This is a genomic window from Streptomyces tagetis (assembly GCF_018069565.1).
In the GTDB taxonomy this organism is placed as follows: domain Bacteria; phylum Actinomycetota; class Actinomycetes; order Streptomycetales; family Streptomycetaceae; genus Streptomyces; species Streptomyces tagetis.
In genome coordinates this window covers 240404-266757 of sequence record NZ_JAGPNL010000007.1, presented here as the reverse complement: position 1 = coordinate 266757, position 26354 = coordinate 240404, and the positions used below count along the sequence as shown (strand labels likewise).

The window sequence follows — 26354 nt, the reverse complement described above, 5'->3', positions numbered from 1 at the left end:
CGCGCAACAGCCGTACCAGGGGCCCCGACAGCACCGTCGGGGCCCACTCGCATGTCGGCCCGGGGGCGCCCCGGTATCCTGCGGATGTCGTCCCACCCCCTCAAAGCCGAAGGGCATTCCGTGAGCGCCAACCGCCCGGCAGCCGTCGTCGTCCTCGCAGCGGGTGAGGGCACCCGTATGAAATCGGCCACTCCCAAGGTCCTGCACGAGCTGTGCGGCCGGTCCCTGGTCGGCCACGTGCTGGCCGCCGCCGGCGAACTGCGCCCCGAACACCTCGTCGTGGTCGTGGGCCACGCCCGCGAGCAGGTCGCCGGGCACCTCGCCGCGATCGCCCCCGAGGTACGGACGGCCGTGCAGGAGGAGCAGAACGGCACCGGGCACGCCGTGCGCCGGGGCCTGGAGGAGCTGGGCGGCACCGTCGACGGCACCGTGGTCGTCGTCTGCGGCGACACCCCGCTGCTGACCGGCGAGACCCTGACGGCGCTGTCCGCCACGCACACCGCCGACGGCAACGCCGTGACCGTGCTCACCGCCGAGGTGCCCGACGCGACCGGGTACGGCCGGATCGTGCGGGACGGTGCCTCGGGCGCGGTCACCGCGATCGTGGAGCACAAGGACGCCTCGGAGTCGCAGCGGGCCATCCGCGAGATCAACTCCGGGGTGTTCGCGTTCGACGGGCGGCTGCTCGCGGAGGCGCTCGGCAAGGTGCGCACCGACAACAGCCAGGGCGAGGAGTACCTCACCGACGTCCTCGGCATCCTGCGCGAGGCCGGTCACCGGGTGGGCGCCTCGGTCGCCGCCGACCACCGGGAGATCGCGGGCATCAACAACCGGGTGCAGCTCTCCGAGGCCCGCCGCATCCTCAACGACCGGCTGCTGACCGCCGCGATGCTGGCCGGCGTGACGGTGGTGGACCCGGCGACGACCTGGATCGACGTGAGCGTCACCTTCGAGCGGGACGCGGTGGTCCACCCGGGCACGCAACTGCACGGCACGACGCACCTGGCCGAGGGCGCGGAGGTCGGCCCGAACTCCCGGCTGACCGACACCCGCGTCGGCGCGGGCGCCCGGGTGGACAACACGGTCGCCGTCGGCGCCGAGGTGGGCGAGGAGGCGACGGTGGGCCCGTACGCGTACCTGCGTCCGGGGACCCGGCTCGGGCTCAGGGCGAAGGTCGGCACGTACGTGGAGACGAAGAACGCCACCATCGGCGAGGGCACCAAGGTCCCGCACCTGTCCTACGTGGGCGACGCGACCATCGGCGACCACACGAACATCGGCGCCGCCAGCGTGTTCGTGAACTACGACGGGGAGCACAAGCACCACACCACCGTCGGCTCACACTGCAAGACGGGCTCGGACAACATGTTTGTGGCGCCTGTCACCATCGGGGACGGCGCCTACACCGCCGCCGGCTCCGTGATCACGAAGGACGTACCGGCCGGTTCGCTGGCCGTGGCCCGTGGCCAGCAGCGGAATATCGAGGGCTGGGTGGCCCGCAAGCGTCCGGGAAGCGCGGCGGCGAAGGCCGCCGAGACGGCATCGCGCCGGCCGGACCACGAAGACTGACCGGAAACCAGTACGTCGAACTGGGCGTACCGTGATAAGTGCACACCCGCACCCACTGGCTGACACGCCTCCCGGGCCCAGCCGGGAGGCCGTTGTGACAGCTCATCTGCGAACCTCTGAGGAGAAAGTGCTGTGACCGGGATCAAGACGACCGGCGAGAAGAAGCTGATGTTCTTCTCCGGCCGCGCCCACCCCGAGCTTGCCGAGGAGGTCGCCCAGCAGTTGGGGGTCGGCGTCGTCCCGACGAAGGCGTTCGACTTCGCCAACGGCGAGATCTACGTGCGCTATCAGGAGTCGGCGCGCGGGGCGGACTGCTTCCTGATCCAGAGCCACACGGCTCCGATCAACAAGTGGATCATGGAGCAGCTCATCATGATCGACGCGCTCAAGCGCGCGTCGGCCCGCTCCATCACCGTCATCGTGCCCTTCTACGGCTACGCGCGGCAGGACAAGAAGCACCGCGGCCGCGAGCCGATCTCGGCCCGTCTGATCGCGGATCTGATGAAGACGGCCGGCGCGACCCGCATCCTCACCGTGGACCTGCACACGGACCAGATCCAGGGCTTCTTCGACGGCCCGGTGGACCACCTGTTCGCGCTGCCGCTGCTGGCGGACTACGTGGCCACCAAGGTGGACCGCTCCAAGCTGACCGTCGTCTCCCCGGACGCCGGCCGCGTGCGCGTGGCCGACCGCTGGTGCGACCGGCTCGGCGCCCCCCTGGCGATCGTGCACAAGCGGCGCGACAAGGACGTGGCGAACCAGGTGACCGTGCACGAGGTCGTCGGCCACGTCGACGGCCGGATCTGCGTCCTGGTCGACGACATGATCGACACCGGCGGCACCATCTGCGCCGCGGCGGACGCCCTGTTCGCGCACGGCGCGGAGGACGTCATCGTGACGGCCACGCACGGCGTGCTCTCCGGCCCGGCGGCGGACCGGCTGAAGAACTCCAAGGTCAGCGAGTTCGTCTTCACCGACACCCTGCCGACGCCGAACGAACTGGAGCTGGACAAGATCACCGTGCTCCACATCGCCCCGACCATCGCGCGCGCGGTGCGCGAGGTGTTCGAGGACGGCTCGGTGACCAGCCTCTTCGACGAGCAGTAACCACCGCTCGTAGATCGTTTTGGGTGCGGCCTCCCGCTCCGAGTAGACTGCCCGCGTTGCTCGGCGAGGGAGGCCGTACTCGTGTCCACGAGTCCGGCGGTCCGTAATCGACGCGCTCTTCGTAGCAGGCCGTTCGTGGCCGGGTGACCACGTCCGTTCCCGATTTTCTACGAGGAGTGATCATGGCTGACGTCACGCTGACCGCCGAGCCGCGCACCGAGTTCGGCAAGGGCGCCGCCCGCCGCATCCGCCGCGAGAGCAAGGTCCCCGGTGTCCTGTACGGGCACGGCACCGACCCGCTGCACCTGGCGCTGCCGGGCCACGAGCTGCTGCTGGCGCTGCGCACCTCCAACGTCCTGATCGAGCTGGACATCGCGGGCCGCCCGAACCAGCTCGCCATCCCGAAGTCCGTGCAGCGCGACCCGATCAAGGGCTACCTGGAGCACGTCGACCTCCTGCTGGTCAAGCGCGGCGAGCAGGTCCAGGTCGAGATCCCGGTCGTCGCCGAGGGCGAACTCGCCCCGGGCGGCAACCTCCTGGAGTACGTCCTGTCGGCGCTGCCGGTCGCGGCCGAGGCCACGGCCATCCCCGACCAGGTGACGGTCTCCGTCGCGGGCCTCGCGGCCGGCGCCGCGGTCGTCGCCAAGGACATCCCCCTGCCGGAGGGCGTCACGCTCTCCGTCGAGGACGACACCGTGGTCCTCCAGGTCCTGGCCGCCCAGGCCGAGGAGGCCGCGGAGGGCGAGGACGAGGGCGCCGAGGCCTGAGCCCGGACGCCATCGTTTCGTCGGCCGCTGCTCCCGTGCGGGGGCGGCGGCCGACGCCTATCCAAGGAGACACGCACGTGACGACCGACGCGGACGCCGTCTGGCTGGTGGCCGGACTCGGCAACCCCGGACCGGAGTACGCCTCGAACCGGCACAACGTCGGTTTCATGGTGGCGGACCTGCTCGCGGAACGGATGGGGGCGCGGTTCAAGCGGCACGGCAAGGCGCAGGCCCAGGTGGTGGAGGGCCGTATCGGCCCGCCCGGACCGGCCGGCCGCCGGGTGGTGCTGGCGAAGCCGATGTCGTACATGAACCTGTCGGGCGGGCCGGTGACGGCGCTGCGCGACTTCTACAAGGTGCCCGCCGGCCGGCTCGTCGCCGTCCACGACGAGCTGGACATCGACTACGGCGTGCTGCGGCTCAAGCAGGCCGGCGGCGACAACGGGCACAACGGGCTGAAGTCGATCACCAAGGCGCTGGGCCCGGAGTACTTCCGGGTGCGGTTCGGGATCGGCCGCCCGCCGGGGCGCATGCCGGTGGCGGACTTCGTGCTGCGGGACTTCTCCGCCGCGGAGCGCAAGGAGCTGGACTACTTCGTGGACCGCGCGGCGGACGCGGTGGAGTGCCTGGTGACCGAGGGGCTGGAGCGCGCGCAGAGCGCCTACAACTCCTGATCCGTGCCCGCTTGTCCGCCGGTCACCGGCGGATGAGTTGACCGACCGCGCAGGTATGGCCAATGATCCCGGCCATGCCTGCCTCCGCCGCACGCTCCCGCCGGGCCCCCCGGTCCCCGCACCCGCTGCTGCACTACGGACGGATCACGGCGATGGGCACCGTCACGGCGCTGATCCTGATCGCGGGGGTGTGGGCGTCCTGGGGCACCGCGCAGCACGTGATGCTGCCCCGGGGGCGCGAGCACGGCACCATCACCGTCACCGACTGCGCCGACGGCACCTGCGGCGGGCCCTACACCCCCCTGTCGCAGGGCTCGCGGCCCCGTGAGCGCGTCGTCGTCGAGGACTCCGGTGCCGTGGCCGAGGGCCGTACGTACACCGTGGTGGTGAAGCCGAGCAGCGACGAGGCGGTGCGCTCGGGTCCGGGCGGGATGCTGCTGGCGTGGGCGCCGCTGGGCGGCGCGCTGCTGCTGGCCTCGGTGGTGGTGGCGGGCGGTCTGCGCCGTACGCGGCCCGCCTGGCTGATGGCCGGGGCGGGCGTCGCCCTGCTGACGGCGGCGTTCCTCGCGGCGTGAGCGGCCGGGCCCGAACGGCCCCCGTACGACACGCGACCGCCCCCGGGCCGGGTGGGCTCCGGGGGCGGCCGGTGGGTGAACTCGGGGCGGGTCAGCCGGTGTTGCGCAGTCCGGCCGCGACCCCGTTGACGGTGAGCAGCAGGGCCCGCGCGAGCAGCGGGTCGGACTCCCGGCCCGCCGCGGCGGCCTCCCGCTGGCGGCCGAGCAGCGCCACCTGGAGGTAGGAGATCGGGTCCAGGTAGGCGTCGCGGATGGCGAAGGTCTGCTTCAGCACCGGGTCGGCGTCGAGCAGTTCCTCCTCGCCGGTCACCCGCAGGATCTCGGCGACGGTCAGCTCGTGCTCGGTCCGGATGGTGTCGAAGACGTGCTTGAGGTGGTCCGGGACGAGCGTGTCGACGTAGTGCCCGGCGATGCGCAGGTCGGTCTTGGCGAGGGTCATCTCGACGTTGGAGACGAAGTTCCGGAAGAAGTGCCACTGCTGGTGCATCTCGTCCAGGACCGTGTCCAGTCCGGCCTCCCGCAGCGCCCTCAGCCCCGAGCCGACGCCGTACCAGCCGGGGACGATCTGCCGGGACTGGGTCCAGCCGAACACCCACGGGATGGCGCGCAGCCCGTCGAGCCCGGCGCCCGAGTCGGGGCGGCGCGAGGGCCGCGAGCCCAGGTGCAGGTCGGCGAGCTGGTCGACGGGGGTGGAGGCGAAGAAGTACGCCGGCAGGTCCGGGTCCTCCACCAGGCGGCGGTAGGCCGTGTGGGCCGCCTCGGAGACGACGTCCATGGCGGCGTCCCAGCGGGCCAGGGCCTCGACGGACTGGCGGGGGGCGGTGTGCAGCGCGGACGCCTGGAGGGTCGCGGCGACCGTCAGCTCCAGGTTCTCCCGGGCGAGCGCCGGGATCAGGTACTTGTCGGAGATGACCTCGCCCTGCTCGGTGACCTTGATCTCGCCCTCCAGGGTGCCCCAGGGCTGGGCGAGGATCGCGTCGTGGGTGGGGCCGCCGCCGCGGCCGACGGTGCCGCCGCGGCCGTGGAAGAGGCGCAGGCGCACGCCGTAGCGGTGGGCGACGTCGCGCAGCCGGCGCTGGGCGCGGTGGATCTCCCACTGGCTGGTGGTGATGCCGCCGAACTTGGAGGAGTCGGAGTAGCCGAGCATGACCTCCTGGACGTCGCCGCGCAGGGCGACCAGACGCCGGTAGGAGGGGTCGGCGAGCAGGTCCTCCAGGATGGTGTCGGCGGCCTTCAGCTCGTCGGTGGTCTCCAGCAGCGGCACGATGCCGATCTTCGCCCAGCCGGCGTGCAGGTCGATCAGACCGGCCTCGCGGGCGAGGACGGCGGCGGCGAAGACGTCGTCGGCGCCCTGGCACATGGAGATGACGTACGACTCGACGACCTCGGGCCCGAAGACCTCCAGGGCGCGGCGGACGGTCTGGAAGACACCGAGGGTCTTCTCGCCGGCCTCGTCCACGGGCGCCGGGGTCGGGGCCAGCGGGCGGCGGGAGCGCAGCTCCTTGGCGAGCAGCTTGGCCCGGTAGTCGCGGGGCATGTCGGCGTAGCGCCAGGACTCCTCGCCGAGCCGGTCGAAGAGCTGGCCGAGGGCGTGGTGGTGGGCGTCGGCGTGCTCGCGGACGTCCATCGTGGCGAGCTGGAGCCCGAAGGCGGCCAGGGTGCGGATGGTGCGGGCCAGGCGGCCGTCGGCGAACAGTCCCCCGCGGTGTTCGCGCAGCGACGTCTGGATGATCCGCAGGTCGTGCAGGAGCTGGGCGGTGCCGAGGTAGTCGTGGCCGTCCTCGTGCGGGGTGCCCTTGGCCAGGCGCTGCTTGGTGTTCTCCAGCTTCTGCCGGATGCAGGTGGCCTTGAGCCGGTAGGGCTCCTCGGCGTTGAGCCGCTTGTAGCGGGGGCTGATCTCGGGCAGCCGCTCCAGGTCGTCCTGGAGGGAGGCGAGCAGTTCGCCGGTGGCGCCGGTGTAGCGGATCGAGTTGGAGAGGAAGCCGCGCAGCTCGTCGATCATCTCCAGGGCGTCGTTGATGCCGTGCTCGTGCTGGAGGATCAGGACGTCCCAGGTGACCTGGGGGGTGACGTTCGGGTTGCCGTCGCGGTCGCCGCCGATCCAGGTGCCGAAGGTCAGCGGGCGGGTGTCGTCGGGGAGGGTGACGCCGGCGCGTTCGAGTTCGGCGGTCAGGTCCTCCAGGACGTCGCCGACGGCGCCGGCGTGGAGTTCGTCCAGGTAGTAGATGGCGTTGCGGGCCTCGTCGGCCGGTTCGGGGCGGACCACGCGGAGTTCGTCCGTCTGCCAGACGAGGTCGATGTTCTCGGCCAGCCGGGTGTCCAGGCGGCGGCGGTCGGAGGGGATGACCGGGGTGTCCAGGAGGGCGGCGACCCGGCGGAGCTTGTTGAGGACGGAGCGGCGGGCGGCCTCGGTGGGGTGGGCGGTGAAGACGGGCCGCACGTTGAGGTTGCGGACGGTCTCGCGCAGGTGCTCGGGGTCGGCGTCCTTGAGCCGGTCCGCGGTGCGGGCGAGCAGTCCGCCCTCGGCGGCCCGCCGGGCGCGCAGCTCTCGGCCGCGGTGCACCTGCTCGGTGACGTTGGCGAGGTGGAAGTAGGTGGAGAAGGCGCGGACCAGCTTGGCCGCGGTCTCCAGTTCGGTCCCGCGCAGCAGCTCCGCGGCGGCTTCGCCGTCCTCTCGGGTGAGTCGGCGGACCTTCTCGACGAGTTCGAGCAGCTCGGGGCCCTCTTGGCGGACGAGGGTCTCCCCGAGGAGGTCGCCCAGCCGGCGGATGTCGGCCCGCAGAGCGCTTCCGGTCGTCGTGGTCTGGTCGTCGGCACTGCTCACAGGTGCGGCTCCTTGCAGTGATCGAAGGTGCGTCGCCCGGGTGGCTCACCGCGGGAAGCGGTTCCGGGCGACGGGTGGGATCGTCTGGGAGGGACCCGGACGGCGTCACGCGCGGCGGGTGCCGCTTACGGGGCGGACGTCCGGGAAGACATCAGAACGGACCGCGCTGTCCGACCGGGTTCCAGGATAGGTGCCGGGGGGACGCGCGGGTTCTCGGGCTCTTGCCGCGGGGCGACGCGCTGCCATACTTACGTCGCCGTAGGTTACGGAACCGTAGGGAAGCCGCACAGCGGTCCCGGGCCCGGCATCGGCCACCATCCTCGACCCCACAGGGGACCTGTATGACCACGCCCTCCGATGTGATCCCCGAGCCTCCGAAGACACCCGACGACACCTCCGCCACCCTGGGCGGCGAGCAGAAGCGGTCGATCGAGCAGATCACGCTGCTGCTCTTCATCATCGTTCCGTTCCTCGCGCTGGTGGCGGCGGTGCCGCTGGCCTGGGGATGGGGCGTGAGCTGGCTGGACCTGGGACTGATGGTCTTCTTCTACTTCCTGGGCTGCCACGGCATCACGATCGGCTTCCACCGGCACTTCACCCACGGCTCCTTCAAGGCGAAGCGCCCCCTGAAGATCGCGCTGGCCATCGCCGGCTCGATGGCGGTCGAGGGGCCGCTGGTGCGCTGGGTCGCCGACCACCGCAAGCACCACAAGTTCTCCGACGCCGAGGGCGACCCCCACTCCCCGTGGCGGTACGGGGAGACGGTCCCGGCGCTGCTCAGGGGCTTGTGGTGGGCCCACGTCGCCTGGATGTTCGACGAGGAGCAGACCTCGCAGGAGAAGTACGCCCCCGATCTGATCAGGGACCCGGCGCTGCGGGCCGTATCCCGCCAGTTCGTCCTGTGGACGGCGCTCTCCCTGGCGCTGCCGGCGCTGATCGGCGGCCTGGTCACCATGTCGTGGTGGGGTGCCTTCACCGGCTTCTTCTGGGGGTCACTCGTTCGGGTGGCTTTGCTGCACCACGTCACGTGGTCGATCAACTCGATCTGCCACGCGGTGGGCAAGCGGCCCTTCAAGTCGCGGGACCGCTCGGGCAACGTGTGGTGGCTGGCGATCCTGTCCTGCGGCGAGTCCTGGCACAACCTGCACCACGCCGACCCGACCTCCGCGCGGCACGGCGTGGAGCGCGGCCAGCTCGACTCCAGCGCCCGGCTGATCCGCTGGTTCGAGCGGCTGGGCTGGGCGTACGACGTGCGCTGGCCGTCACGCGCGCGTATCGATTCGCGCCGCAACACGGACGGAGGCGGCTCCCGCCGGAGGAAGGAAACCGTCGAGGCGGCATGATGGGCGCCGTGGCGACCGACTCGAGCACCTCCAGCAACGACAAGCCGCGGCGTGCGCGCCGCACCCGCATGACCGGTGCGGAGCGCCGCCAGCAACTGCTGGAGATCGGTCGCACCCTCTTCGCCGCGAAGGGTTTCGAGGGCACCTCGGTGGAGGAGATCGCGGCGAAGGCCGGGGTCTCCAAGCCGGTGGTGTACGAGCACTTCGGCGGCAAGGAGGGCCTGTACGCGGTGGTCGTGGACCGCGAGATGCGGCGGCTGCTGGACATGGTGACCGGCTCGCTGACGGCCGGCCATCCGCGGGAGCTGTGCGAGCAGGCCGCCTTCGCGCTCCTCGACTACATCGAGGAGTACACGGACGGTTTCCGCATCCTGGTCCGCGACTCCCCCATCCCCCAGTCCACCGGCTCCTTCGCCTCGCTGATCTCGGACATCGCCACGCAGGTGGAGGACATCCTCGGCCGCGAGTTCAAGAACCGCGGCTTCGACGCCAAGCTGGCCCCGCTGTACGCGCAGGCGCTGGTGGGCATGGTGGCGCTGACCGGCCAGTGGTGGCTGGACGTACGCCGCCCGAAGAAGGCGGAGGTGGCGGCCCACCTGGTCAACCTCGCCTGGCACGGCCTCGACGGCCTCGAACCCCGCCCCCGCCTGATCGGCCACCGCAAGGCGTAGGCGGGTCACGCGGAGCGCCGCCGGTCTCCCGCAGGGTGCGGCGGGGCCCGACGGGTCACCGCTCCCTGCGGGCGACGGCGAAGACGCGGCGGAAGGGGAACGGGGTGCCGTGCGGGCCGGACGGGTAGGCGGTCCGCAGCGCGGCGCCGTACGCGGCGAGGAAGGCGTCCCGTTCCTCCGGGTCGTCCGCGAGGGCGGTGAGGACGGGCCGCAGCCCGGTTCCCGAGACCCAGTCCAGGACGGGGTCCTCGCCGGGCAGCAGGTGGAGGTAGGTCGTCTCCCACACGTCGGCCGCGCACCCCTCGGCGGTGAGGGCCGCGAGGTACTCGGCGGGGGTGTGGACGGCGTCGCCGTGGCGCAGGACGCCGTCGAGCCGGTCCCGCCACCGGGGAGCGGCGGCGAGTTCGCGCATCAGGCGGTGGCTGGGCGCGTCGAAGTTGCCGGGCACCTGGAAGGCGAGGACGCCGCCGGGGGCGAGGGCGGCGATCCACTCCGGGAAGCGTCCGGCGTGGCCGGGCACCCACTGGAGGGCGGCGTTGCTGACGATCAGGTCGTGGGGCCCGTCCGGCGTCCAGGTGGCGATGTCCGCCGCGGCGAAGTCCACGCTGCCGCCGCCCGGGGCGGGCCCGGCGTGCGCGCGGGCCCGTTCCAGCATCGCGGCGGAGGTGTCGTACCCGGTGACGCGGGCGGCGGGCCGGCGCTCGGCGAGGCGGGCGGTGAGGGTGCCGGGGCCGCAGCCGAGATCCGCGATACGGGGCCGGGCCGAGGGCAGCTCCGGGACACGGGCGAGGAGATCGGCGAAGGGGCGGGCGCGGGGACCGGCGTGACGCAGGTACCGGGCGGGGTCCCAGTCGGCGGACATGAGGCGCCTCCGGAGGGGAAGACCGTAGGGGCGGGTGTACCCAGCCTCACCGGAGGGATCTCTCGATGTCAAGACAATCGACATCAAGAGACTTCACGTCGACACAACCACTACACTGATCGTCATGGAGGACGAGGTCGATCGGCTGGTCGCAGCATGGCGCCGGGAGCGCCCGGACCTCGACGTGGAACCGCTGGAGGTGCTGAGCCGGGTCAGCCGGCTCGCCCGGCACCTGGACCGCGCGCGTCGGCTGGCCTTCGCCGAGCACCATCTGGAGCCCTGGGAGTTCGACGTCCTGACGGCGCTGCGCCGCGCGGGCACCCCCTACCAGCTCTCCCCGGGGCAACTGCTCACCCAGACCCTGGTCACCTCGGGCACGATGACCAACCGCATCGACCGCCTGACCAAGAAGGGCCTGGTGGAGCGGCTGCCCGACCCGAACGACCGGCGCGGGGTGCTGGTCCGGCTCACCGACGAGGGCCGGGACCGCGCCGACCAGGCACTGGCGGGACTGCTGGACCAGGAGCGGGCCATCCTCGCCGAGCTGTCCCGCACCCAGCGCGGCGAACTGGCGGGACTGCTGCGGCGGCTCACCGGGCCCTTCGACAACATCCCCGGCTGAGCGGGCCCGCTCCGCTCAGGCGCTGTTGCTCTCCTCCGGGCCTATCCGCCCGTCGGAACCCAGGTCCACCGGACCGACCCCGGCCCGCCGGGCCAGGGCGACCGCGGCGAGCGTGGAGTGGACGCCCAGCTTGCCGAGGACGTTCTGCATGTGGGTGCGCACGGTGTGCGGGGAGAGGTAGAGCCGCTCGGCGACCGCCTTGCGCCCGAGCCCGGCGACCATGCAGCGCAGCACCTCCCGCTCGCGCGGGGTCAGCGACTCCACCAGCCGCTCGCTCTCGGTGCGGTGCTTGCGGGCGGCGGTCAGCTCGCGCAGCACGCCGGTCAGCAGCGCGGGCGGCAGGTGCGTCTCGTCGCGCAGCACGCCCCGGATGACGCTGAGCAGCCGGGACAGGGAACAGTCCTTGGCCACCCAGCCGCAGGCGCCCGCCTGGAGCGCGAGGGCCGCGCGCCGCGGGTCGTCCCGCTCGGCGAGGACCACGATCCGCACCCCGGGCTGCGCCGAACGCACCCCGGTGACCAGCGAGATGCCGTCCACCAGCCCCTCGGCGTCACCCTCGCGCACGGAGACGGCCGGGCGGACGCCGGGCGGCCGGCCGCCGAGGTCGGCGTCGACGAGCAGGACGTCGAACCGGCGGTTGTCGGCCGCGGCCCGCTCCAGGCAGCGCAGCGCCGCCGGACCGCTGCCGGCGGCGAAGACCTCGACGTCCGGCTCGGCGGCCAGGGCCGCGGCGAGCGACTCGGCGAAGATACGGTGGTCGTCCACGACCAGGACTCGGACTCGAACCACGAAACCCCCCTTCCCCAGGCTCCCGAGGAGCAAGGGGAGACCATCGTCGGAAGACGGCACCGGCACGGGTACGGCGCCCGCGGTCCCCCGTGTCCGTCGATGCGCTGATGTCCGGGGTCGGTCGCCGCGGCCCGCACGGCCGCCGCCGTCCAGTAACCGCTACCCCCGACCCGGGTGCCGTACCCGGCTGACTCGCCCCCTGATCGGCACCGACCCCCCGCCGGTGCTGCCATCAGAGTACGGCCGGGGACCCCGCCCGGTAGGCGATTCGCCGAACTGACAGCCCGGTGCGCCTAGGGTGAGCCGCATGTTTCGGCTCGTGACAGAAGTGGACAGGACACGGCACGATCTGCTGCGCACCCGCCTGCGGGACGCCAACACCTCCGCCTCGGCGGTGCTGCGTTCGCTGCGCGGCACCCCCCACGAACGCGACGCCCCGCTGCACGTCTGGGCCCTGGACGGCACCGGTGACATGGCCGGCGGCCTGGTCGGCCACACCTGGGCGACCTGGCTGCACGTCACCTACCTGTGGGTGGAGGGCCGGTACCGGGGCGCGGGCCTCGGCAGCCGCCTGCTGGCCGAGGCGGAACACACGGCCCGCGCGCAGCGCGGCTGCGCCGCCGCCCGCGTGGAGACCTGGGACTTCCAGGCCCCCGGCTTCTACCGCGCCCACGGCTACCGCGTGGTCTGCGAGATCCCGGACTACCCCCCGGGCATCACCGAGTACACCCTCCTCAAACGCCTCCCCTGACCCGCACTCACGACCGAAACCGCGGCAACTCGGCGGGAAACTCCCGAGCTTCCTCACACCCGGCCATCCCATAGGCATGCCGGGCGAGCTGATAGGCGATGTCGGTCATCGGCTGCGCCAGCTCCGCACCGGTGGCCTCACCCCCCTCGGGGACGTACACCTCCGACTCGACGACGATCGCGGACTCCTCCGAGTCGTTGTACGAGGGGGCCCCTCGGGGAGTGCAACGCACATATATGGCCCCGGTGGCGTACTCCTTGTCGTACTGGGCCAGCGCCTCCACCTCGCCGGCAGAAGTACGGATGATCGTCTGGTCACCGGTGCTCTTCTCATAGTTGGCAAGCCATTCCGTCGCGGAGAAGGGACGAACCTGCACCCTCCCCTGGAGGGACGCCTCGTCGCTGGTGACAACTCGGCAGGAGAAAGTGAAGCGTTCCCCCGACCCCCTACGCCGCGCCCCGTCCTCGGCCGACCGCGCCGACGGCAGCACTCTGACCGCGAGTTCCCGGTCGACCGCTCCTCCGCACACCTTCGCGGGCAGGCGCTCCAGCCCTTTGGTGAAGATCTGTACGTACCCGAACCAGCAGGCGAGCCCCAGCGCGCAGAAGATCGCCAGACTCAGCACGAACCCCTTTGCCGTATACAGACCCGCGCGCTTCACCGGTGCCTCATCCACGCGGACGCTCCCTCGTACTGCTCAGAGCCTCGCTACTGGCTTCCCAGCCATCGGTGACGGCTTCACGGATCAAAGCGCTGGTTCCATCGCGGGGGAGATCGAGCTTGTAGTGGTCGATGACTTCTTCCGCCGCCCACAAAGTCTGTTGGGTGGCGGAGTCACGAGCATCGTAAAGATCTCCCGCACTATGGTAGAGAGCCTCGTCTCGCGTGCCATCCAGCTTCTGCCCCTCGATGACCCGATCGACAACTCCGCCCACAATGGCGCCCACTCCCCCGCCGATCACGGACCCCATGATCTCCCCACCGAGCCGCTCGGGAAGCTTGACACCGGCAAGGCCGATGGCCGTCCAGGACTTGGCGAATTCGCCCTTTTCCTTCAAGGCGTCGTTGTACTCTTTCTCCCCTGCGACGGCGGCCCGGACCTCACTGTCCGCAACTGAGTGAGCGGCAATCCCTTCGAGAATGCCCGCGTTCTTGCCGATGTTCTCAAGGACCCTGTCAGAGGAGCCGTCAAACAGAGTCGGGTCGGTCAGATGTGCCTCGATAAGACTGCTGGTGTAGATGGTCTCACCCAAAATGATTCCAGCCCTTCCCGAGGGGTCCTCAGCCACTGCCGAGAGAAACCTGATGACGTCCTCGACCCTCTTCAGCCCATCAGGAGCGGCACTGTCCGTGAGAAAGATGGCATCCGACCCCTTTCCGGCGATCCTTTGGCTGATCTCCGGCATATAGGCGGCGGCCATGGTGCCAAGACTGTCGCCCATCTTCTTCACCAGATCGCGGTCCGCCCCAGGTACCGCCACTGCATGCATGATGTTGTTCATGATCTCCACCTGAGCCGCGCTGTGCGGCGGCGCGATGACGCCGATGTCGTCTCGGGCGACGCCGGTGACGGCGCTCTCCAGGGCTTGGCCGAGGGGCTCCGCCCGGTCGGTGTACTTGACCGTGGCGAGCAGGTGGTCGAGGTCCGACGAGGAGGCGAAGGCGTGCACGGCCGCCTCGGGGTTGCGCGAGAGACCGGCGAACAGCCCCTCCAGCGGGTCACGGCCGTCTCCGTCGCCGAAGACGAGGTCCACCGTGTCGTACCCCTTGACCCACAGGTCGTTGGTGTTCGAGTCGCCGGCCGCCTTGTCCGCCTTGAAGAGCTGCTTGCGGTAGTCGTCGAGGAACTCGGTGTCGAACCGCCCCTCTCGGAGCAGACTGCTGATCACCTGGGCCCCCAGGGCGCCGACCGGAAGCGGCGAGCCCGAGGCCCGGAAGTTGGTGTTGCGTTCGGCGATGAGGTCCTTCTTCCACTCCCTCATGGCATCCGAGTCCGAGAAGGACGCCGTGGCCAGGGTCAGCCCCAGCTTCGTCTGGAGATCCTTCATCGTCTCGAGATCCGCGTTGCGGGCACCGGCATGGGTGTAGGCCATCTCGGTCCAGAACTGAAGCGTTCCCTTGGCGCCCAGGCGCTTGGCGAACTGCTCGGCGAACAAGGGGTCGTCCTGGTAGCGGCCCATGGTCTTGGTGAAGGCGGCGATGTCCTCAAGCGTCATGCCGGACGGGTCCTTGGCCGTCTTCGCCAGTTCCTCGGCGGCTGCGACGGCCTTGGCCGCCTCGTCCCGGTCCGCGTAGGAGGCGTCGGAGAAGCCGTACTCGGCCTGGTCGACGAGGAGCCTCAGCACCTGCGCGGCACTGGTGTCGCTCCGTGTCGCCTTGGTGAGGATGCCCTGGATCTCCTCGCGGAAGGCGTCGACCACCGTCTGGTCCGCCGCCCCGGTCCGACCGCTGGGGTCGGACGCCCAGTCGGGCCGGGTGTTCGCGACCACGGTGAACGTACCGTCGCCGGTGTCGGACACGGTCAGGCTCTGCCGGTGGGCCCGTGCGATCACGTCGTTGAGCCGGGCGCGGTAGCCGACGAGTTCGTCATGTGTGTCGCGGAGGATCTTGGCGATGGAGTCGGCCTGGGTGTGCGCGTCGGCGAACTCCGCGGCGGTCCTGGTGATGAACTCACGGCTGACGGCGGCGTTGACACCTGCCCATCTGGCCTTGAGGGACTTGGCGTTGAGGTTGTCCTCGGCGTCCTTCTTGAGGTCGGCGAGGTTCTTCGTCATCTGTTCCCAGTCGGTGACCGCTTCTCCGAGCCTGGCGAAGTCGGCGTGGCACAGCGTGTCCAGGTCCATCGCCGTCAGGTCCCCTTCCGCGTGTCGAATCCCTCGTCCAGTACGGCGATGCTGCTGACCACGCCGTGGATGTGGGCATCGTCGGACGCATGCCGGATCTCTGTTCGCCGCAGGTGGTTGGAGATGTGGGCGCAGGCGTCCAGGAGCGTCCTGGTCTGCTCGGTCCAGCGCTCCGTCACGTGTTCGAGCGCGCTGCCCAGGGCGAAGCCCTCACCCTTGAGCCCGCCCGCGGCCGCCTCGGAGGCGACGCGGGCGTGCCCGCTGTACGCCGTGAAGTCGTCGTAGAGGTCGTGGGCCGCCTTGCCGACCGCTTCGAGATCCTTGTGGCCCACCACCAGGTCCCCCTGGGTGCCGTCACCTCCCTGGTCGGCCGGATACTGGTTGAGCCGCGTCCGGGTGGGTTGCCGATCGGCCGCCTGGGCCTTCAGCTCTTCCCACTCGTCCCATGCCATGGATGCCTTCCCCCTGTGTACGGCGGCGCACCGTCGGTCACCACGGCGCGGCTCCGCACCTTACCGTCGCCGGTCGGGGGTCTCACCGGGCCTGGGCGCCGCCCTCGGGCACCCAGGCAGCGGGCCGCGGCCGGCGCGTCTCACGTCAGGCGTCGTGCGCCCGGGGACGGGGTGGCTTCGAAGAGGCGGGGGGCGGGGAGGGCGGCGGTGGCGAAGGCGGTGCGGACGGCGTCGCCCACCGGGGTCACCTGAGCCTCCTCCAGCAGGATGATCGCCGAGCCGCCGAAGCCGCCCCCGGTCATCCGGGCGCCCAGGGCGCCCGCGCCGACGGCGGTGTCGACGACGAGGTCGAGTTCGGGGCAGGAGACGCGGAAGTCGTCCCGCAGGGAGGCGTGGCCCTCGGTCAGGACCGGGCCGATGGCGCGGACGTCGCCGGACTCCAGCAGGGCGACGACGCGTTCCACGCGCCGGTTCTCCGTGACGACGTGCCGGACCAGCCGGCGTGCCTCCTCCTCGTCGCCCAGCTCGGCCAGCGCCTCGTCGAGCCGCTCGTGGTCCACGTCGCGCAGCGCGTCGACGCCGAGCAGGGCGGCGCCCTTCTCGCAGCCGGCCCGGCGCTTGCCGTACTCGCCCTCGCTGTGGGAGTGCTTCACCCGGGTGTCGACGACGAGCAGCCGCAGCCCCTCGGCGGCCAGGTCGAAGGGGATCTGGCGCTGGGAGAGGTCGCGGGTGTCGAGGAAGAGGGCGTGCCCGTCCTCGCAGCAGGCAGAGGCGGTCTGGTCCATGATGCCGACCGGGGCGCCGACGTAGACGTTCTCGGCGCGCTGGCAGAGCCGGGCCAGTTGCCAGCCGCGCAGGCCGAGGGAGTACAGGTCGTTCAGCGCGAGCGCCACGACGATCTCCAGGGCCGCCGACGAGGACAGGCCCGCGCCGGAGGGGACCGTGGAGGACAGGTGGACGTCGGCGCCGGTCACCGCGTGCCCGGCCTCGCGCAGCGCCCAGACCACGCCCGCCGGGTACGCGGTCCAGGACCGGTCGGCGCCGGGGGCGAGGTCGGCCAGGCGCAGGGTGACGGGGTCGCCGCCGATGTCGGCGGAGTGCAGGCGCAGCACGCCGTCCTCGCGCCGGGAGACCGCGGCGACGGCGGTGTGCGGCAGGGCGAAGGGCATGACGAAACCGTCGTTGTAGTCGGTGTGCTCGCCGATGAGGTTGACCCGGCCCGGCGCGGCCCACACCCCCTCCGGCCCGCTCCCGTACCACCGCGTGAACCGCTCGGCGACCGCCTCGCTCATGCCCTTGTCCCCTGATCCGTCGTCCGTTACTTCGCGCGCCGCTGCGCGAACTCCCACGCGTCCGCGACGATCCCGGTGAGGTCCGCGCGCGACGGGCGCCAGCCCAGCTTCTCGCGGGCCGAGCCGGCCGACGCCACCAGGGTGGCCGGGTCGCCGCCGCGGCGGGGCGCGACCACCTCCGGGACCGGATGGCCCGTCACCCGGCGTACGGTCTCGATGACTTCGCGGACGGAGAAACCGTTGCCGTTGCCCAGGTTGCAGATGAGGTGCTCGCCGGGGACGGCCGCGTCCAGGGCGAGCAGGTGGGCCTCGGCCAGGTCGGCGACGTGGATGTAGTCGCGCACGCAGGTGCCGTCGGGCGTCGGGTAGTCGTCGCCGAAGACGGAGATCGCCTCGCGGCGGCCCTGGGCGACCTGGAGGACGAGCGGGATCAGGTGCGACTCGGGGTCGTGCCGCTCGCCGTACTCGCCGTAGGCGCCGGCGACGTTGAAGTAGCGCAGCGAGACCGCGCCGAGGCCGTGGGCCGCCGCCTCACCGGTGATCATGTGGTCGACGGCGAGCTTGGAGGCGCCGTAGGGGTTGGTGGGGCGGGTGGGGGCGGTCTCGACGATCGGGACCTGCTCGGGCTCGCCGTAGGTGGCGGCCGTGGAGGAGAAGACGAGCCGGCGCACGCCCGCGGCGCGCATCGCGTCGAGCAGCGCCATGGTGCCGCCGACGTTGTTCTCCCAGTACTTCTCGGGCTTCACCACCGACTCGCCGACCTGCGAGAACGCGGCGAAGTGCAGCACGCCGTCGAAGGAGGGGTCGAGCCACTTCGCGGCGTCGCGGATGTCGCCCTCGATGAAGGTGACGCCCGCCGGCACGCCCTCGCGAAAGCCGGTCGACAGGTTGTCGAGGACGACCACCTCGTGGCCCGCCTCCAGCAGGTGCTGGGCGACCACACTGCCCACATACCCCGCTCCGCCCGTGACCAGGTACTTCCCACTCATGAACTCGCTACCTCCCGCAGTCGTTCGGCCGCGCGCTCCGGGGGCACGTCGTTGATGAAGACGTCCATGCCGGATTCGGAGCCCGCGAGGAACTTCAGCTTGCCGGACGTACGGCGAATGGTAAAAAGCTCAAGGTGCAGCGCGAAGTCGTCGCGGCCCGCTCCGGCCCCCGTCCGGGCGCTCACCTCGGGCCCGCCGAAGGGTGCCTGGTGCCAGGCGGCGATGTACGGGGTGGGCGGCTCGCCCTCGCCGAAGATCCGGTCGAAGCGCCGCAGCAGCTCCAGGTAGACCCGGGGGAACTCGGCCCGCGCCGCCTCGTCCAGCCCCAGCAGGTCGGGCACCCGCCGCTTGGGGTAGAGGTGCGCCTCGTAGGGCCAGTGCGCCGCGTACGGCACGAAGGCGGCCCAGTGCTCGCCCTCCAGGACGACCCGCTCGCCGGCCAGTTCCTCGGCGAGGACCGCGTCGAACAGGTTCTCCCCGCCGGTCGCCTCCTTGTGGGCGGCGAGGGAGCGCAGCGTCCTGGCCGTGCGCGGGGTGGTGAAGGGGTAGGCGTAGATCTGCCCGTGCGGGTGACCGAGGGTCACGCCGATCTCGGGGCCGCGGTTCTCGAAGCAGAACACCTGGGTGACGGAGGGCAGATGGGACAGCTCCGCGGTGCGGTCGGTCCAGGCGTCGAGGACCAGGCGGGCCTGCGGTTCGCTCAGGCCGGCGAAGGAGGCGTGGTGGTCGGAGGTGAAGCAGACGACCTCGCAGCGGCCGGAGTCGCCGGCCAGTGAGGGGAAGCGGTTCTCGAAGACGACCACGTCGTAGGAGGAGTCGGGGATCTCGCTCGGCCGCCCGTCCCGCGAGGGGCACAGGGGGCACTGGTCGGCGGGCGGGTGGTAGGTGCGGCCCTGGCGGTGCGAGGCGACGGCGACCCGGTCGCCGCGGAGCGCGTCGCGGCGGATCTCGGAGGTGGTGGCCGTGGGCTCCAGCGGGCGGCGGTCGACCGCGTCCCGGACGGTGTCGTCGCGCAGGTCGTAGTAGACCAGCTCACGGCCGTCGGCCAGCCGGGTCGAGGTCTTCTTCACTTCCGCACTCCTCTACGCCCGCACCCACACCCACTCACCCAACACAATCAAACATAACAGCTCACACACCACCAGCCCTCATCGATCATCACAATCAAACAAAGAGCACCATGTGGTGTTCAGTTTTTGAACATCACGGCGTAGGTTCCGATGCGGACCAGTTCGCGCGCGACGAAGCGAGTGCTCATGAGAACCCCCACACATCCGGCCGTACTGGCCGCAGAGCTGCGACTCCCCACCAACTGGCTCGACTACACGATCCTCGGCATCTACTTCGTCGTGGTCCTCGGCATCGGCCTCGCCGCCCGCCGCTCGGTCCGCACGAGCCTGGACTTCTTCCTGTCCGGCCGCTCCCTGCCCGCCTGGGTCACCGGCCTGGCCTTCATCGCCGCCAACCTGGGCGCCACCGAGATTCTCGGCATGGCCGCCAACAGCGCGCAGTACGGCGTCTACACCACCCACTGGTACTGGATCGGCGCCATCCCGGCGATGGTCTTCCTCGGCCTGGTGATGATGCCCTTCTACTACGGCTCGAAGGTCCGCTCGGTCCCCGAGTTCCTGCTGCTGCGCTTCGACAAGGCGGCGCACCTGCTCAGCTCGGTCCTGTTCGCCTTCGCCGCGATCCTGATCGCCGGGGTGAACCTCTACGCCCTGGCGATCGTCGTCGAGGCCCTGCTCGGCTGGCCGGAGTGGGTGGCCATCGTGGTCGCCGGTTTCTTCGTCCTCGCCTACATCACCCTCGGCGGCCTCTCCTCGGCGATCTACAACGAGGTGCTCCAGTTCTTCGTGATCCTGGCCGCCCTCATCCCGATCACGATCCTCGGCCTGAGGAAGGTCGGCGGCTGGGACGGGCTCTCCGACTCCCTCACCCGCTCACGCGGCGCGGACTTCATGACCTCGTGGGGCGGCACCGGCATCGGCAGCGCCAACCCGCTCGGCGCCAACTGGCTGACCATCGTGCTCGGCCTGGGCTTCGTGCTCTCCTTCGGCTACTGGACGACGAACTTCGCCGAGGTGCAGCGCGCCCTGTCGGCGAAGAACCTCTCGGCCGCGCGGCGGACGCCGCTGATCGCCGCGTTCCCGAAGATCTTCATCGTCTTCCTGGTGATGATCCCGGGCCTGGTCGCCGCCGTCCTGGTCCCGAAGATCGGCACCGCCGGCTCGGACCTCCAGTACAACGACGCGATCCCCTACCTCATGCAGCAACTGCTGCCCAACGGCGTCCTCGGCATCGCGGTGACCGGCCTGCTGGCCGCCTTCATGGCGGGCATGGCGGCCAACATCTCGTCCTTCAACACCGTCTTCACCACGGACATCTGGGCGAAGTACGTGGTCTCGGACCGGGAGGACGGCTACTACGTGCGCTTCGGCCGCCTGATCACCGCGGTCGGCGTCCTCGCCTCCATCGGCACGGCCTTCCTGGCCTCGTCGTTCTCGAACATCATGGCCTACCTCCAGACGCTGTTCTCCTTCTTCAACGTGCCGATGTTCGTGGTCTTCATCATCGGCATGTTCTGGAAGCGGGCGTCCATGAAGTCCGGTTTCTGGGGGCTGCTCGCGGGCACCACGGCCGCGATGGTCAACTACTTCGTCATCTACAAGCGGGGCATCATCGGCATCCCCTCCGACCAGGGCGCCAACTTCGTCTCCGCGATCGCCGGTTTCGTGGCCGGGGCGGTCGTCATGGTCGCCGTCTCCCTCTTCACGCGGCCCAAGCCGGCCGAGGAACTCCAGGGCCTGGTCTACGGAACCCGCTCCCCCGGCCTGGCCGAACCGCCCGCCCACGGCGACGACGCCTGGTACCGCAGGCCGGCCCTGCTGGGCTGGGGCGCGGTCGTGCTGGCCGCCGCCTGCTACATCCCGTTCTCGTTCTGAACGCGGGAGGATTGAGAGAACATGTCCGACTCCTACTCCGACCGGAACGTCCAGCGGGAGGTCTCCGAGCTGGAGACCAAGTCCGCCACGGCCGCGCGGCTCTTCGACATCCGGCGCATCATCGGCGGCCTCTTCGTGGTCTACGGCGTCATCGTGACGATCGCGGGCCTCGCCGCCTCCGACGCCGAACTGGACAAGGCCCAGGGCGTCAACATCAACCTCTGGACCGGCCTGGGCATGCTCCTGCTCGGCCTCTTCTTCCTCGCCTGGCTGAGACTCCGCCCCACCGCCCCGCCGCCACCCGCGCCCGAGGACACGGGTGAGGGCGTCGGCGAGGGCGCGTAGGCCCCGCGGGCCACCCCGCGGCGGGCGGGCGCCCCCGGCCCGGCCCGCCGCGGGCTCACCCCTCCCCCACCCGGTCCAGCAGCCCCGTCCGCGCGGCCAGCGCAGCCGCCTCCAGCCGCGAGCCGACCCCGAGCTTCATCAGCACCCGCTGCACATGCGTCCGCGCGGTCGACGGCGCGATGCCCATGCCCGCCGCGATCACCCGGGTGTCCTCACCGTCGGCGACCCGGACCAGCACCTCCACCTCCCGCGGCGTGAGGATGCGCAGCAGCCGCTGCCCCTCGTCGTCCGGCTGGGCCGCCGGGTTCAGCAGCTCCTCGAACGCGCCCTGGAGCAGCGACGGCGCCACCGCGGCCTCCCCCGCCCGCGCCTTCATGATCGCCCGCTCGACGCCCTCGATCCGCTCGTCGTGCCGGACGTATCCGGAGGCCCCGGCGGCGAAGGCCGCGGCGATCCCGCGCGGGCTGGGCACCGGCCCGAGCACCACCACCGCCACCTGCGGACGCTCCCGCTTGATCCGCACCACCGGATCGAAGGTGCCCGGCTCGGCCGGAGCCGCCGTCCCCAGCAGGCACACCTCGGGCGCCCGGCTGATCACCAGGTCCGCCGCGCCCGCGGCCGGCGCCGCCGCGGCGAGCACCCGGTGCCCCCGCAGTTTCAGTGCCGAGGCCAGCGCCTCGGCGAGCAATCGGTGGTCGTCGACCACCATGAGCCGCACACCCATCGGCCATCCCCCCAGTCCCCCCGGCACGGACGGCGAAGCCCCCTCCCGGCTCCCCGCCCTCCGGCCCGCCCTTCATATGCCCCCGGAAGCTACACGCTGCGACGACGTCGCGCTGCCCCTCCCGGCACAAACATCCGGGATCTTGGAAAACCCGGCGCGACGGCCCCGCCCCCCGTTAGGGGGACGGGGCCGTGGGGCGGCGGTCGCGGAGCCGGTCAGCCGGTGGTGCCGAAGGCGATGGCCAGGTACTCCCGGCCACTGCTGCCCGACCGCGAACTGGCGAAGACCTGGGACATGTACAGCCTGCCCTGGGAGTAGCGGAACTCGGCGTACTCGGGCAGCATGCTCGTCTCCGCGTCCCGCACCGACTCGGTCGCCGGGTTCTCCAGCAGCGTGGTCTGCTCGAACGAGGCGCCGTCGATGCTGACGATCTGCCCGCCCTTGTCGTACGGAGGGCGCTTGTACGCGATCACGTTGCCGCCGTCCATGCGCAGCGGGGTGATCGTGTAGCCGTCGCCCGCGTCCGCGCGCTGGCCGGTCTGCTTGCCACTGGCGAGGTCGAAGGCGACGACCTCGTTGGTGCGGCTGTAGCCCTTGCCGCTGCCGTCGTGCTCCTCGGTCGGGATGTAGAGCCGGTCCTCGCCGACGGCCAGGCCGGTGCAGTGCTCGATCTTGGTGATGGTGTCGCAGCGGGCGGCGAACTGGTCGCCCGGCGCGGAGATGCGGGTGCGCAGCTCGCCGGTCTTGTTGTCGATGGAGAAGAAGTCGGAGATGCCGCTGCCGTCACCGGCGGAGTCGCCCACGTCGGCGGCGACCACCAGCGGGTCGGTGGAGACGACGCCCGCGTACTCGATGCCCTTGGACATCTTGTACTCGGAGACCACCTTGCCGGAGGCGGCGTCGATGGTCTGGATGTGGAGCTGCCGGGCGCCGTAGCTGCCGCACTTGCGGACCGCGACCAGCTTGGGGCCGCCGCCGTACCCCGCGTCGTAGCAGGAGTCGGTGGGCTTGGGGGACCACAGGACGGTGCCCTTGGCCAGGTCCCAGGCGACGCCGCCGCTGGTGCTGCCGGCGGCGACGGTACCGCCGCTGATCGTCACGTTGTCGAAGTTGATCGCCCGGTCACCGGTCTTGGCGGACTTGGTCCACACCGCCTTGCCGGTGTCGAGGTCGATCACGGCGACCTGGCTGCACCCCTGGGAGCGCTTGGTCTTGGTGGGCATGGCGGGCTGGTGGACGACGACGGCCTTGCTGCCGTCGCCGATGTGCGGGCTCGCGGTGCACACGGGTCCGGCCAGCGGGAGCGTCCACAGCTTGCCGCCCTTGACCGGGTCGTAGCCGACGACCTCGGCGACGCCGCTCTTGGCGTACACCGTGTCGGTGACCCAGGAGCCGGTGACGACGATGCTGCTGTCTTCCTTGCTGACGGCGGGGGCCGGGACCTGGAAGAGGACCTTGGCGGAGGGGTCGGAGGGGGCCTTCTCCTTGCCCCCGGCGGTGCCGCCGGTGGTACCGCCGTTGGCGTCGGCACCGCCCTTGGCGTTGGTGTCGCCGCCGGGGTCGGCGGAGGCGGTGGTGTCCTTGCCGCCGTCGTCCCTGCCGGAGTACCAGACGCCGCTGCCGATGATGAGCCCGATGGCGACGACCGCGGAGACGATGATCGCCAGTTGGGTGTTGCGCGCCTTGCGGCGGGCGTCCGGCTGGGGCTGCGTCGGCATGGTCGGCGCCTGCTGCGGATAGCCGTAGCCGGGCACGGTGGGCGGCTGCGCGCCGTACGGGCCGGGCTGCGGCGGGGCGTAGGGCTGGGGAGCGCCGGGCGGGCCGGGGTAGCCGTAGCCGGGCTGGGGCTGCGGCGGGGTCTGCGGGTACCCGTACCCGGGCTGCGGCGGGCCGGCCGGCGGGACCGGGGGCGCGGCCGGGGCGGACGCCGGGTCCGACGGGGCGGGCGGGGTCGAGGGCGCCTGCGGCTCCGGGTTCTTGTCGAGGCTCGGCGGGCTCCCCGCGGGCGGCGCCGCCGGGGCCGGAGACGTCGGCGGCTGCGCGGGTGGCTGGTCCTGCGGCGGGCCGAACCCGTCCCCCGGCGGAGGCTGGTGGGGCGGCGGAGGCGGCTGGGTCATGGGGTGGTCACCTCAGGGGGACGGGGGCGGGGGCGGGGACGACGGTAACGGCCGGGCGGAGCGGCCTACTTGCCGTAGGCCAGCATCAGCTTCTCCTTGGCGTCGTCGTTCCCGGTCAGGCGGGTGGTGGAGAGGTAGAAGCGCCCGTCGACCCAGTCGATGTCCCTGGAGTAGAAGCCGTTCTCGATGCGGGCCGTGCCCTGCGGGTTCTGGAGCAGCTTCGTGGGCTTGTGGTCGCCGGAGCCGGTGGCGATGGCCACGACCTGGCCGCCCGCGTCGTAGGAGGGGCGCACATAGGCGACGAGCTTGCCGCCCTCGGCCTTGAGCGGGGTCATGTTCTGCGCGACGGGGGACTTCACCCGCCACTTCTCCTTGCCGTCGGCGAGGCCGATCGCTACGACCTCGTTGGCCCCGGTGACCGCCTTGGTCGGCAGGTAGAGGGTGTCGTCCGCGACGACCACGCCGGAGCAGCCCTGGAGGTCGCGTTCGAGGATGGCCCAGCCGCACTCGGGGGCGAACTCCTCCTCGACGGCGACCTGGGACTGGACCCGGCCGCCCGAGGTGAAGGTGGCGATGTTCCAGACCTTCTTGTCCTCGTGGGTGGCGTAGACGACGAGCGGGCTGACCGAGTAGGCGCGGCCGACGCGCCAGCCCTTGTCGTACTTGTAGGTCCACAGGACCTTGCCGGTCTTCGGGTCGAGGCCCTGCAACTCGTCGTGCGCGTTGTCGCCGCCGGCGCCGCAGGAGGCGACCTGGACCAGCGAGCCGTCGGCACCGGCGAACCCGGCGGGGAAGCAGGTGTCGTCGTACCGCTTCTTGTCGTAGAGCTTGTCGCCGCTGGTGACGTCGTAGGCGGTGCCGGACTGGGAGCGGCCCACCATCAGGGTGTTGCCGCTGAGGGTGAGTTCGACGGAGAGGGCGGAGTCGAACAGCTCGCCGTCGGCGACCTTCTGCGTCCAGCCCTTCGCGCCCGTGGCGAGGTCGATCTCCTGGAGCTGGTTGCACTTGGCGCGGCTGCTGGAGCCGCTCATGTAGGCGACGACGATCTTGTCGGCGGCCGTCTTCTCCGGGGTGACCGCGCAGATCTTCTCCGGGAAGGAGACCGGCTCCCACGTGGGCTTGCCGTCGGTCACGTCGTACGCGAAGACCTGCTTGTACGCGGCCTTCACCGCGGCCTTGCCGGTGATCCACATGCCGGGGGCCTCGGCGCCCGAACCGGGCGCGTCCGGCGCCTCCTTGTACCAGAGCACCTTCGACTCGCCCGCCTGGCGGCCCTCGTTGAGGTCCTCGGCCCTGTCGTCGCCGTCGCCGCGGCCGTCCCCCGTGTCGACCGGGGCGCCGCCGGAGGCGGAGGGCTTGGGGGTGTCGCTCTGCCGGGCGACGGGCTTCTTCTCCGGGCTGTCGTCACCGTTGCCCGTGACCGCCCACACGGTGCCGCCGATCAGCGCCAGGCCCACGGCGGCGGCGCCTATCGCCAGGGCGGGCCTGCCCTTGAACGGGTTGCGGGAGCCGCCGGGCGGCGGGACGCCGGGGGCCGGGGGCTGCGGATAGCCGTACCCGGGCTGCCCGTAGGGGCCCGGCTGCTGGGGCTGTCCGTAGGGGCCGGGCTGCTGGGGCTGTCCGTACGGGCCGGGGGCGTACGGGGCGGGCTGCTGCGGGTAGCCGTACCCGGGCTGTGGCGGGCCCGCCGGGGGCGGCGGCGTCTGGGGCGGCCCCTGCGGCGGGGGCGGGACCGGCGCCCCGAAACCGCCGGAGGGCGGCTGGGCCGGCGGCGGGCCGAAGCCCCCGGACGACGACGCGTCCTGCGGCGGGCCGAAGCCCCCGGACGGCGGCGGGTCCTGCGGCGCTCCGAAGCCACCGGACGGCGGCTGGTTGGGCGGCTGCGTCATCAGCGCGTTCCCCCTTAGTACTCACTGATTTCCCGCCACGCCCTGAGGTACGCGCTCGCCCCCAGAGTCGTCTGCCGGCAGTCACTCGGACATTTCTCCGATGACTCTTTCTATCACCAGGCCCGGACAGCACACCGGGCCGCGTCCACCCCTGTTCCCAAGGGAGGACCGGCCCGTGATGCCTCTGTTACGCGCCTTCACGTC

Annotated in this window: 23 protein-coding genes; 11 read left to right on the top strand and 12 right to left on the bottom strand. The window is 71.6% G+C overall.

Annotated elements, in window-relative coordinates:
* Positions 1-120: 120 nt before the first annotated feature.
* The 5 genes from glmU to J5Y05_RS23790 all read left to right on the top strand — a co-directional run bounded on the left by glmU (position 121) and on the right by J5Y05_RS23790 (position 4692).
* Positions 121-1569, top strand: coding sequence for a bifunctional UDP-N-acetylglucosamine diphosphorylase/glucosamine-1-phosphate N-acetyltransferase GlmU (glmU, locus tag J5Y05_RS23810; protein WP_210875100.1), 1449 nt, complete (start codon positions 121-123; stop codon positions 1567-1569).
* 132 nt (positions 1570-1701) lie between these two features.
* Positions 1702-2676, top strand: a complete 975-nt coding sequence (locus J5Y05_RS23805) for a ribose-phosphate diphosphokinase (RefSeq protein WP_210875099.1) — start codon at positions 1702-1704, stop codon at positions 2674-2676.
* A gap of 182 nt (positions 2677-2858) precedes the next feature.
* Positions 2859-3443, top strand: coding sequence for a 50S ribosomal protein L25/general stress protein Ctc (locus J5Y05_RS23800; protein ID WP_210875098.1), 585 nt, complete (start codon positions 2859-2861; stop codon positions 3441-3443).
* Positions 3444-3520: 77 nt separating this feature from the next.
* Entirely contained in the window at positions 3521-4117 is a 597-nt protein-coding gene (gene pth / locus J5Y05_RS23795; RefSeq protein ID WP_210875097.1) for an aminoacyl-tRNA hydrolase, read from the top strand.
* Between the two features lie 62 nt (positions 4118-4179).
* Complete coding sequence (locus J5Y05_RS23790) at positions 4180-4692, top strand: hypothetical protein (protein WP_210875096.1); 513 nt, start codon at positions 4180-4182, stop codon at positions 4690-4692.
* Between the two features lie 91 nt (positions 4693-4783).
* On the opposite strand, the gene ppc is transcribed toward J5Y05_RS23790, so the two are convergent.
* Positions 4784-7516, bottom strand: coding sequence for a phosphoenolpyruvate carboxylase (gene ppc, locus J5Y05_RS23785; RefSeq protein ID WP_210875095.1), 2733 nt, complete (start codon positions 7514-7516; stop codon positions 4784-4786).
* A 341-nt stretch (positions 7517-7857) separates the two neighbouring features.
* Here ppc and J5Y05_RS23780 point away from each other — a divergent pair, with 341 nt between their 5' ends.
* Complete coding sequence (locus J5Y05_RS23780) at positions 7858-8859, top strand: acyl-CoA desaturase (protein ID WP_210875094.1); 1002 nt, start codon at positions 7858-7860, stop codon at positions 8857-8859.
* Complete coding sequence (locus tag J5Y05_RS23775; protein WP_210875093.1) at positions 8856-9530, top strand: TetR/AcrR family transcriptional regulator; 675 nt, start codon at positions 8856-8858, stop codon at positions 9528-9530. Before J5Y05_RS23780 ends, J5Y05_RS23775 begins: the two co-directional genes overlap by 4 nt.
* A 55-nt stretch (positions 9531-9585) precedes the next feature.
* On the opposite strand, the gene J5Y05_RS23770 is transcribed toward J5Y05_RS23775, so the two are convergent.
* On the bottom strand, positions 9586-10392 hold the full coding sequence (locus tag J5Y05_RS23770) for a trans-aconitate 2-methyltransferase (protein ID WP_210875092.1): 807 nt from the start codon (positions 10390-10392) through the stop codon (positions 9586-9588).
* Positions 10393-10516: 124 nt separating this feature from the next.
* Here J5Y05_RS23770 and J5Y05_RS23765 point away from each other — a divergent pair, with 124 nt between their 5' ends.
* The gene (locus J5Y05_RS23765) at positions 10517-11014 is read left to right on the top strand and encodes a MarR family winged helix-turn-helix transcriptional regulator (protein WP_210875091.1); all 498 of its coding nucleotides are present in this window, start codon (positions 10517-10519) and stop codon (positions 11012-11014) included.
* 15 nt (positions 11015-11029) lie between these two features.
* Here J5Y05_RS23765 and J5Y05_RS23760 read toward each other — a convergent pair whose 3' ends face one another.
* On the bottom strand, positions 11030-11803 hold the full coding sequence (locus J5Y05_RS23760) for a LuxR C-terminal-related transcriptional regulator (RefSeq protein WP_307854063.1): 774 nt from the start codon (positions 11801-11803) through the stop codon (positions 11030-11032).
* 307 nt (positions 11804-12110) lie between these two features.
* Between J5Y05_RS23760 and J5Y05_RS23755 the strand changes: the two genes are divergently transcribed.
* Positions 12111-12554, top strand: a complete 444-nt coding sequence (locus J5Y05_RS23755) for a GNAT family N-acetyltransferase (protein WP_210875089.1) — start codon at positions 12111-12113, stop codon at positions 12552-12554.
* Positions 12555-12561: 7 nt separating this feature from the next.
* On the opposite strand, the gene J5Y05_RS23750 is transcribed toward J5Y05_RS23755, so the two are convergent.
* The 6 genes from J5Y05_RS23750 to galT form a co-directional block, all read right to left on the bottom strand.
* On the bottom strand, positions 12562-13230 hold the full coding sequence (locus J5Y05_RS23750) for a hypothetical protein (RefSeq protein WP_210875088.1): 669 nt from the start codon (positions 13228-13230) through the stop codon (positions 12562-12564).
* Positions 13223-15397: a hypothetical protein gene (locus J5Y05_RS23745; protein WP_210875087.1), complete on the bottom strand. Its 2175-nt coding sequence runs from the start codon at positions 15395-15397 to the stop codon at positions 13223-13225. Before J5Y05_RS23745 ends, J5Y05_RS23750 begins: the two co-directional genes overlap by 8 nt.
* A gap of 5 nt (positions 15398-15402) precedes the next feature.
* Positions 15403-15849 (bottom strand): hypothetical protein, encoded by a 447-nt coding sequence (locus J5Y05_RS23740; protein WP_210875086.1) that lies wholly within the window; start codon positions 15847-15849, stop codon positions 15403-15405.
* Between the two features lie 140 nt (positions 15850-15989).
* Positions 15990-17141 (bottom strand): galactokinase, encoded by a 1152-nt coding sequence (gene galK, locus J5Y05_RS23735; RefSeq protein ID WP_210875085.1) that lies wholly within the window; start codon positions 17139-17141, stop codon positions 15990-15992.
* A 26-nt stretch (positions 17142-17167) separates the two neighbouring features.
* Entirely contained in the window at positions 17168-18130 is a 963-nt protein-coding gene (gene galE / locus J5Y05_RS23730; RefSeq protein WP_210875084.1) for a UDP-glucose 4-epimerase GalE, read from the bottom strand.
* The gene (galT, locus tag J5Y05_RS23725) at positions 18127-19200 is read right to left on the bottom strand and encodes a galactose-1-phosphate uridylyltransferase (protein ID WP_210875083.1); all 1074 of its coding nucleotides are present in this window, start codon (positions 19198-19200) and stop codon (positions 18127-18129) included. Before galT ends, galE begins: the two co-directional genes overlap by 4 nt.
* A gap of 186 nt (positions 19201-19386) precedes the next feature.
* Between galT and J5Y05_RS23720 the strand changes: the two genes are divergently transcribed.
* Together J5Y05_RS23720 and J5Y05_RS23715 are read left to right on the top strand one after the other, a co-directional pair.
* Positions 19387-21075, top strand: coding sequence for a sodium:solute symporter family protein (locus J5Y05_RS23720; protein ID WP_210875082.1), 1689 nt, complete (start codon positions 19387-19389; stop codon positions 21073-21075).
* A gap of 21 nt (positions 21076-21096) precedes the next feature.
* Complete coding sequence (locus J5Y05_RS23715; RefSeq protein WP_210875081.1) at positions 21097-21420, top strand: hypothetical protein; 324 nt, start codon at positions 21097-21099, stop codon at positions 21418-21420.
* 55 nt (positions 21421-21475) lie between these two features.
* Here the strand turns inward: J5Y05_RS23715 and J5Y05_RS23710 are convergent, their stop codons facing one another.
* The 3 genes from J5Y05_RS23710 to J5Y05_RS23700 form a co-directional block, all read right to left on the bottom strand.
* Positions 21476-22144, bottom strand: coding sequence for a response regulator transcription factor (locus J5Y05_RS23710; RefSeq protein WP_210875080.1), 669 nt, complete (start codon positions 22142-22144; stop codon positions 21476-21478).
* Positions 22145-22359: 215 nt separating this feature from the next.
* Positions 22360-24261 carry an outer membrane protein assembly factor BamB family protein gene (locus J5Y05_RS23705; RefSeq protein WP_210875079.1) on the bottom strand — a complete coding sequence of 634 codons (1902 nt, stop codon included), beginning with the start codon at positions 24259-24261 and terminating at the stop codon, positions 22360-22362.
* 65 nt (positions 24262-24326) lie between these two features.
* Positions 24327-26150 (bottom strand): outer membrane protein assembly factor BamB family protein, encoded by a 1824-nt coding sequence (locus tag J5Y05_RS23700; RefSeq protein WP_210875078.1) that lies wholly within the window; start codon positions 26148-26150, stop codon positions 24327-24329.
* Positions 26151-26354 lie beyond the last annotated feature (204 nt).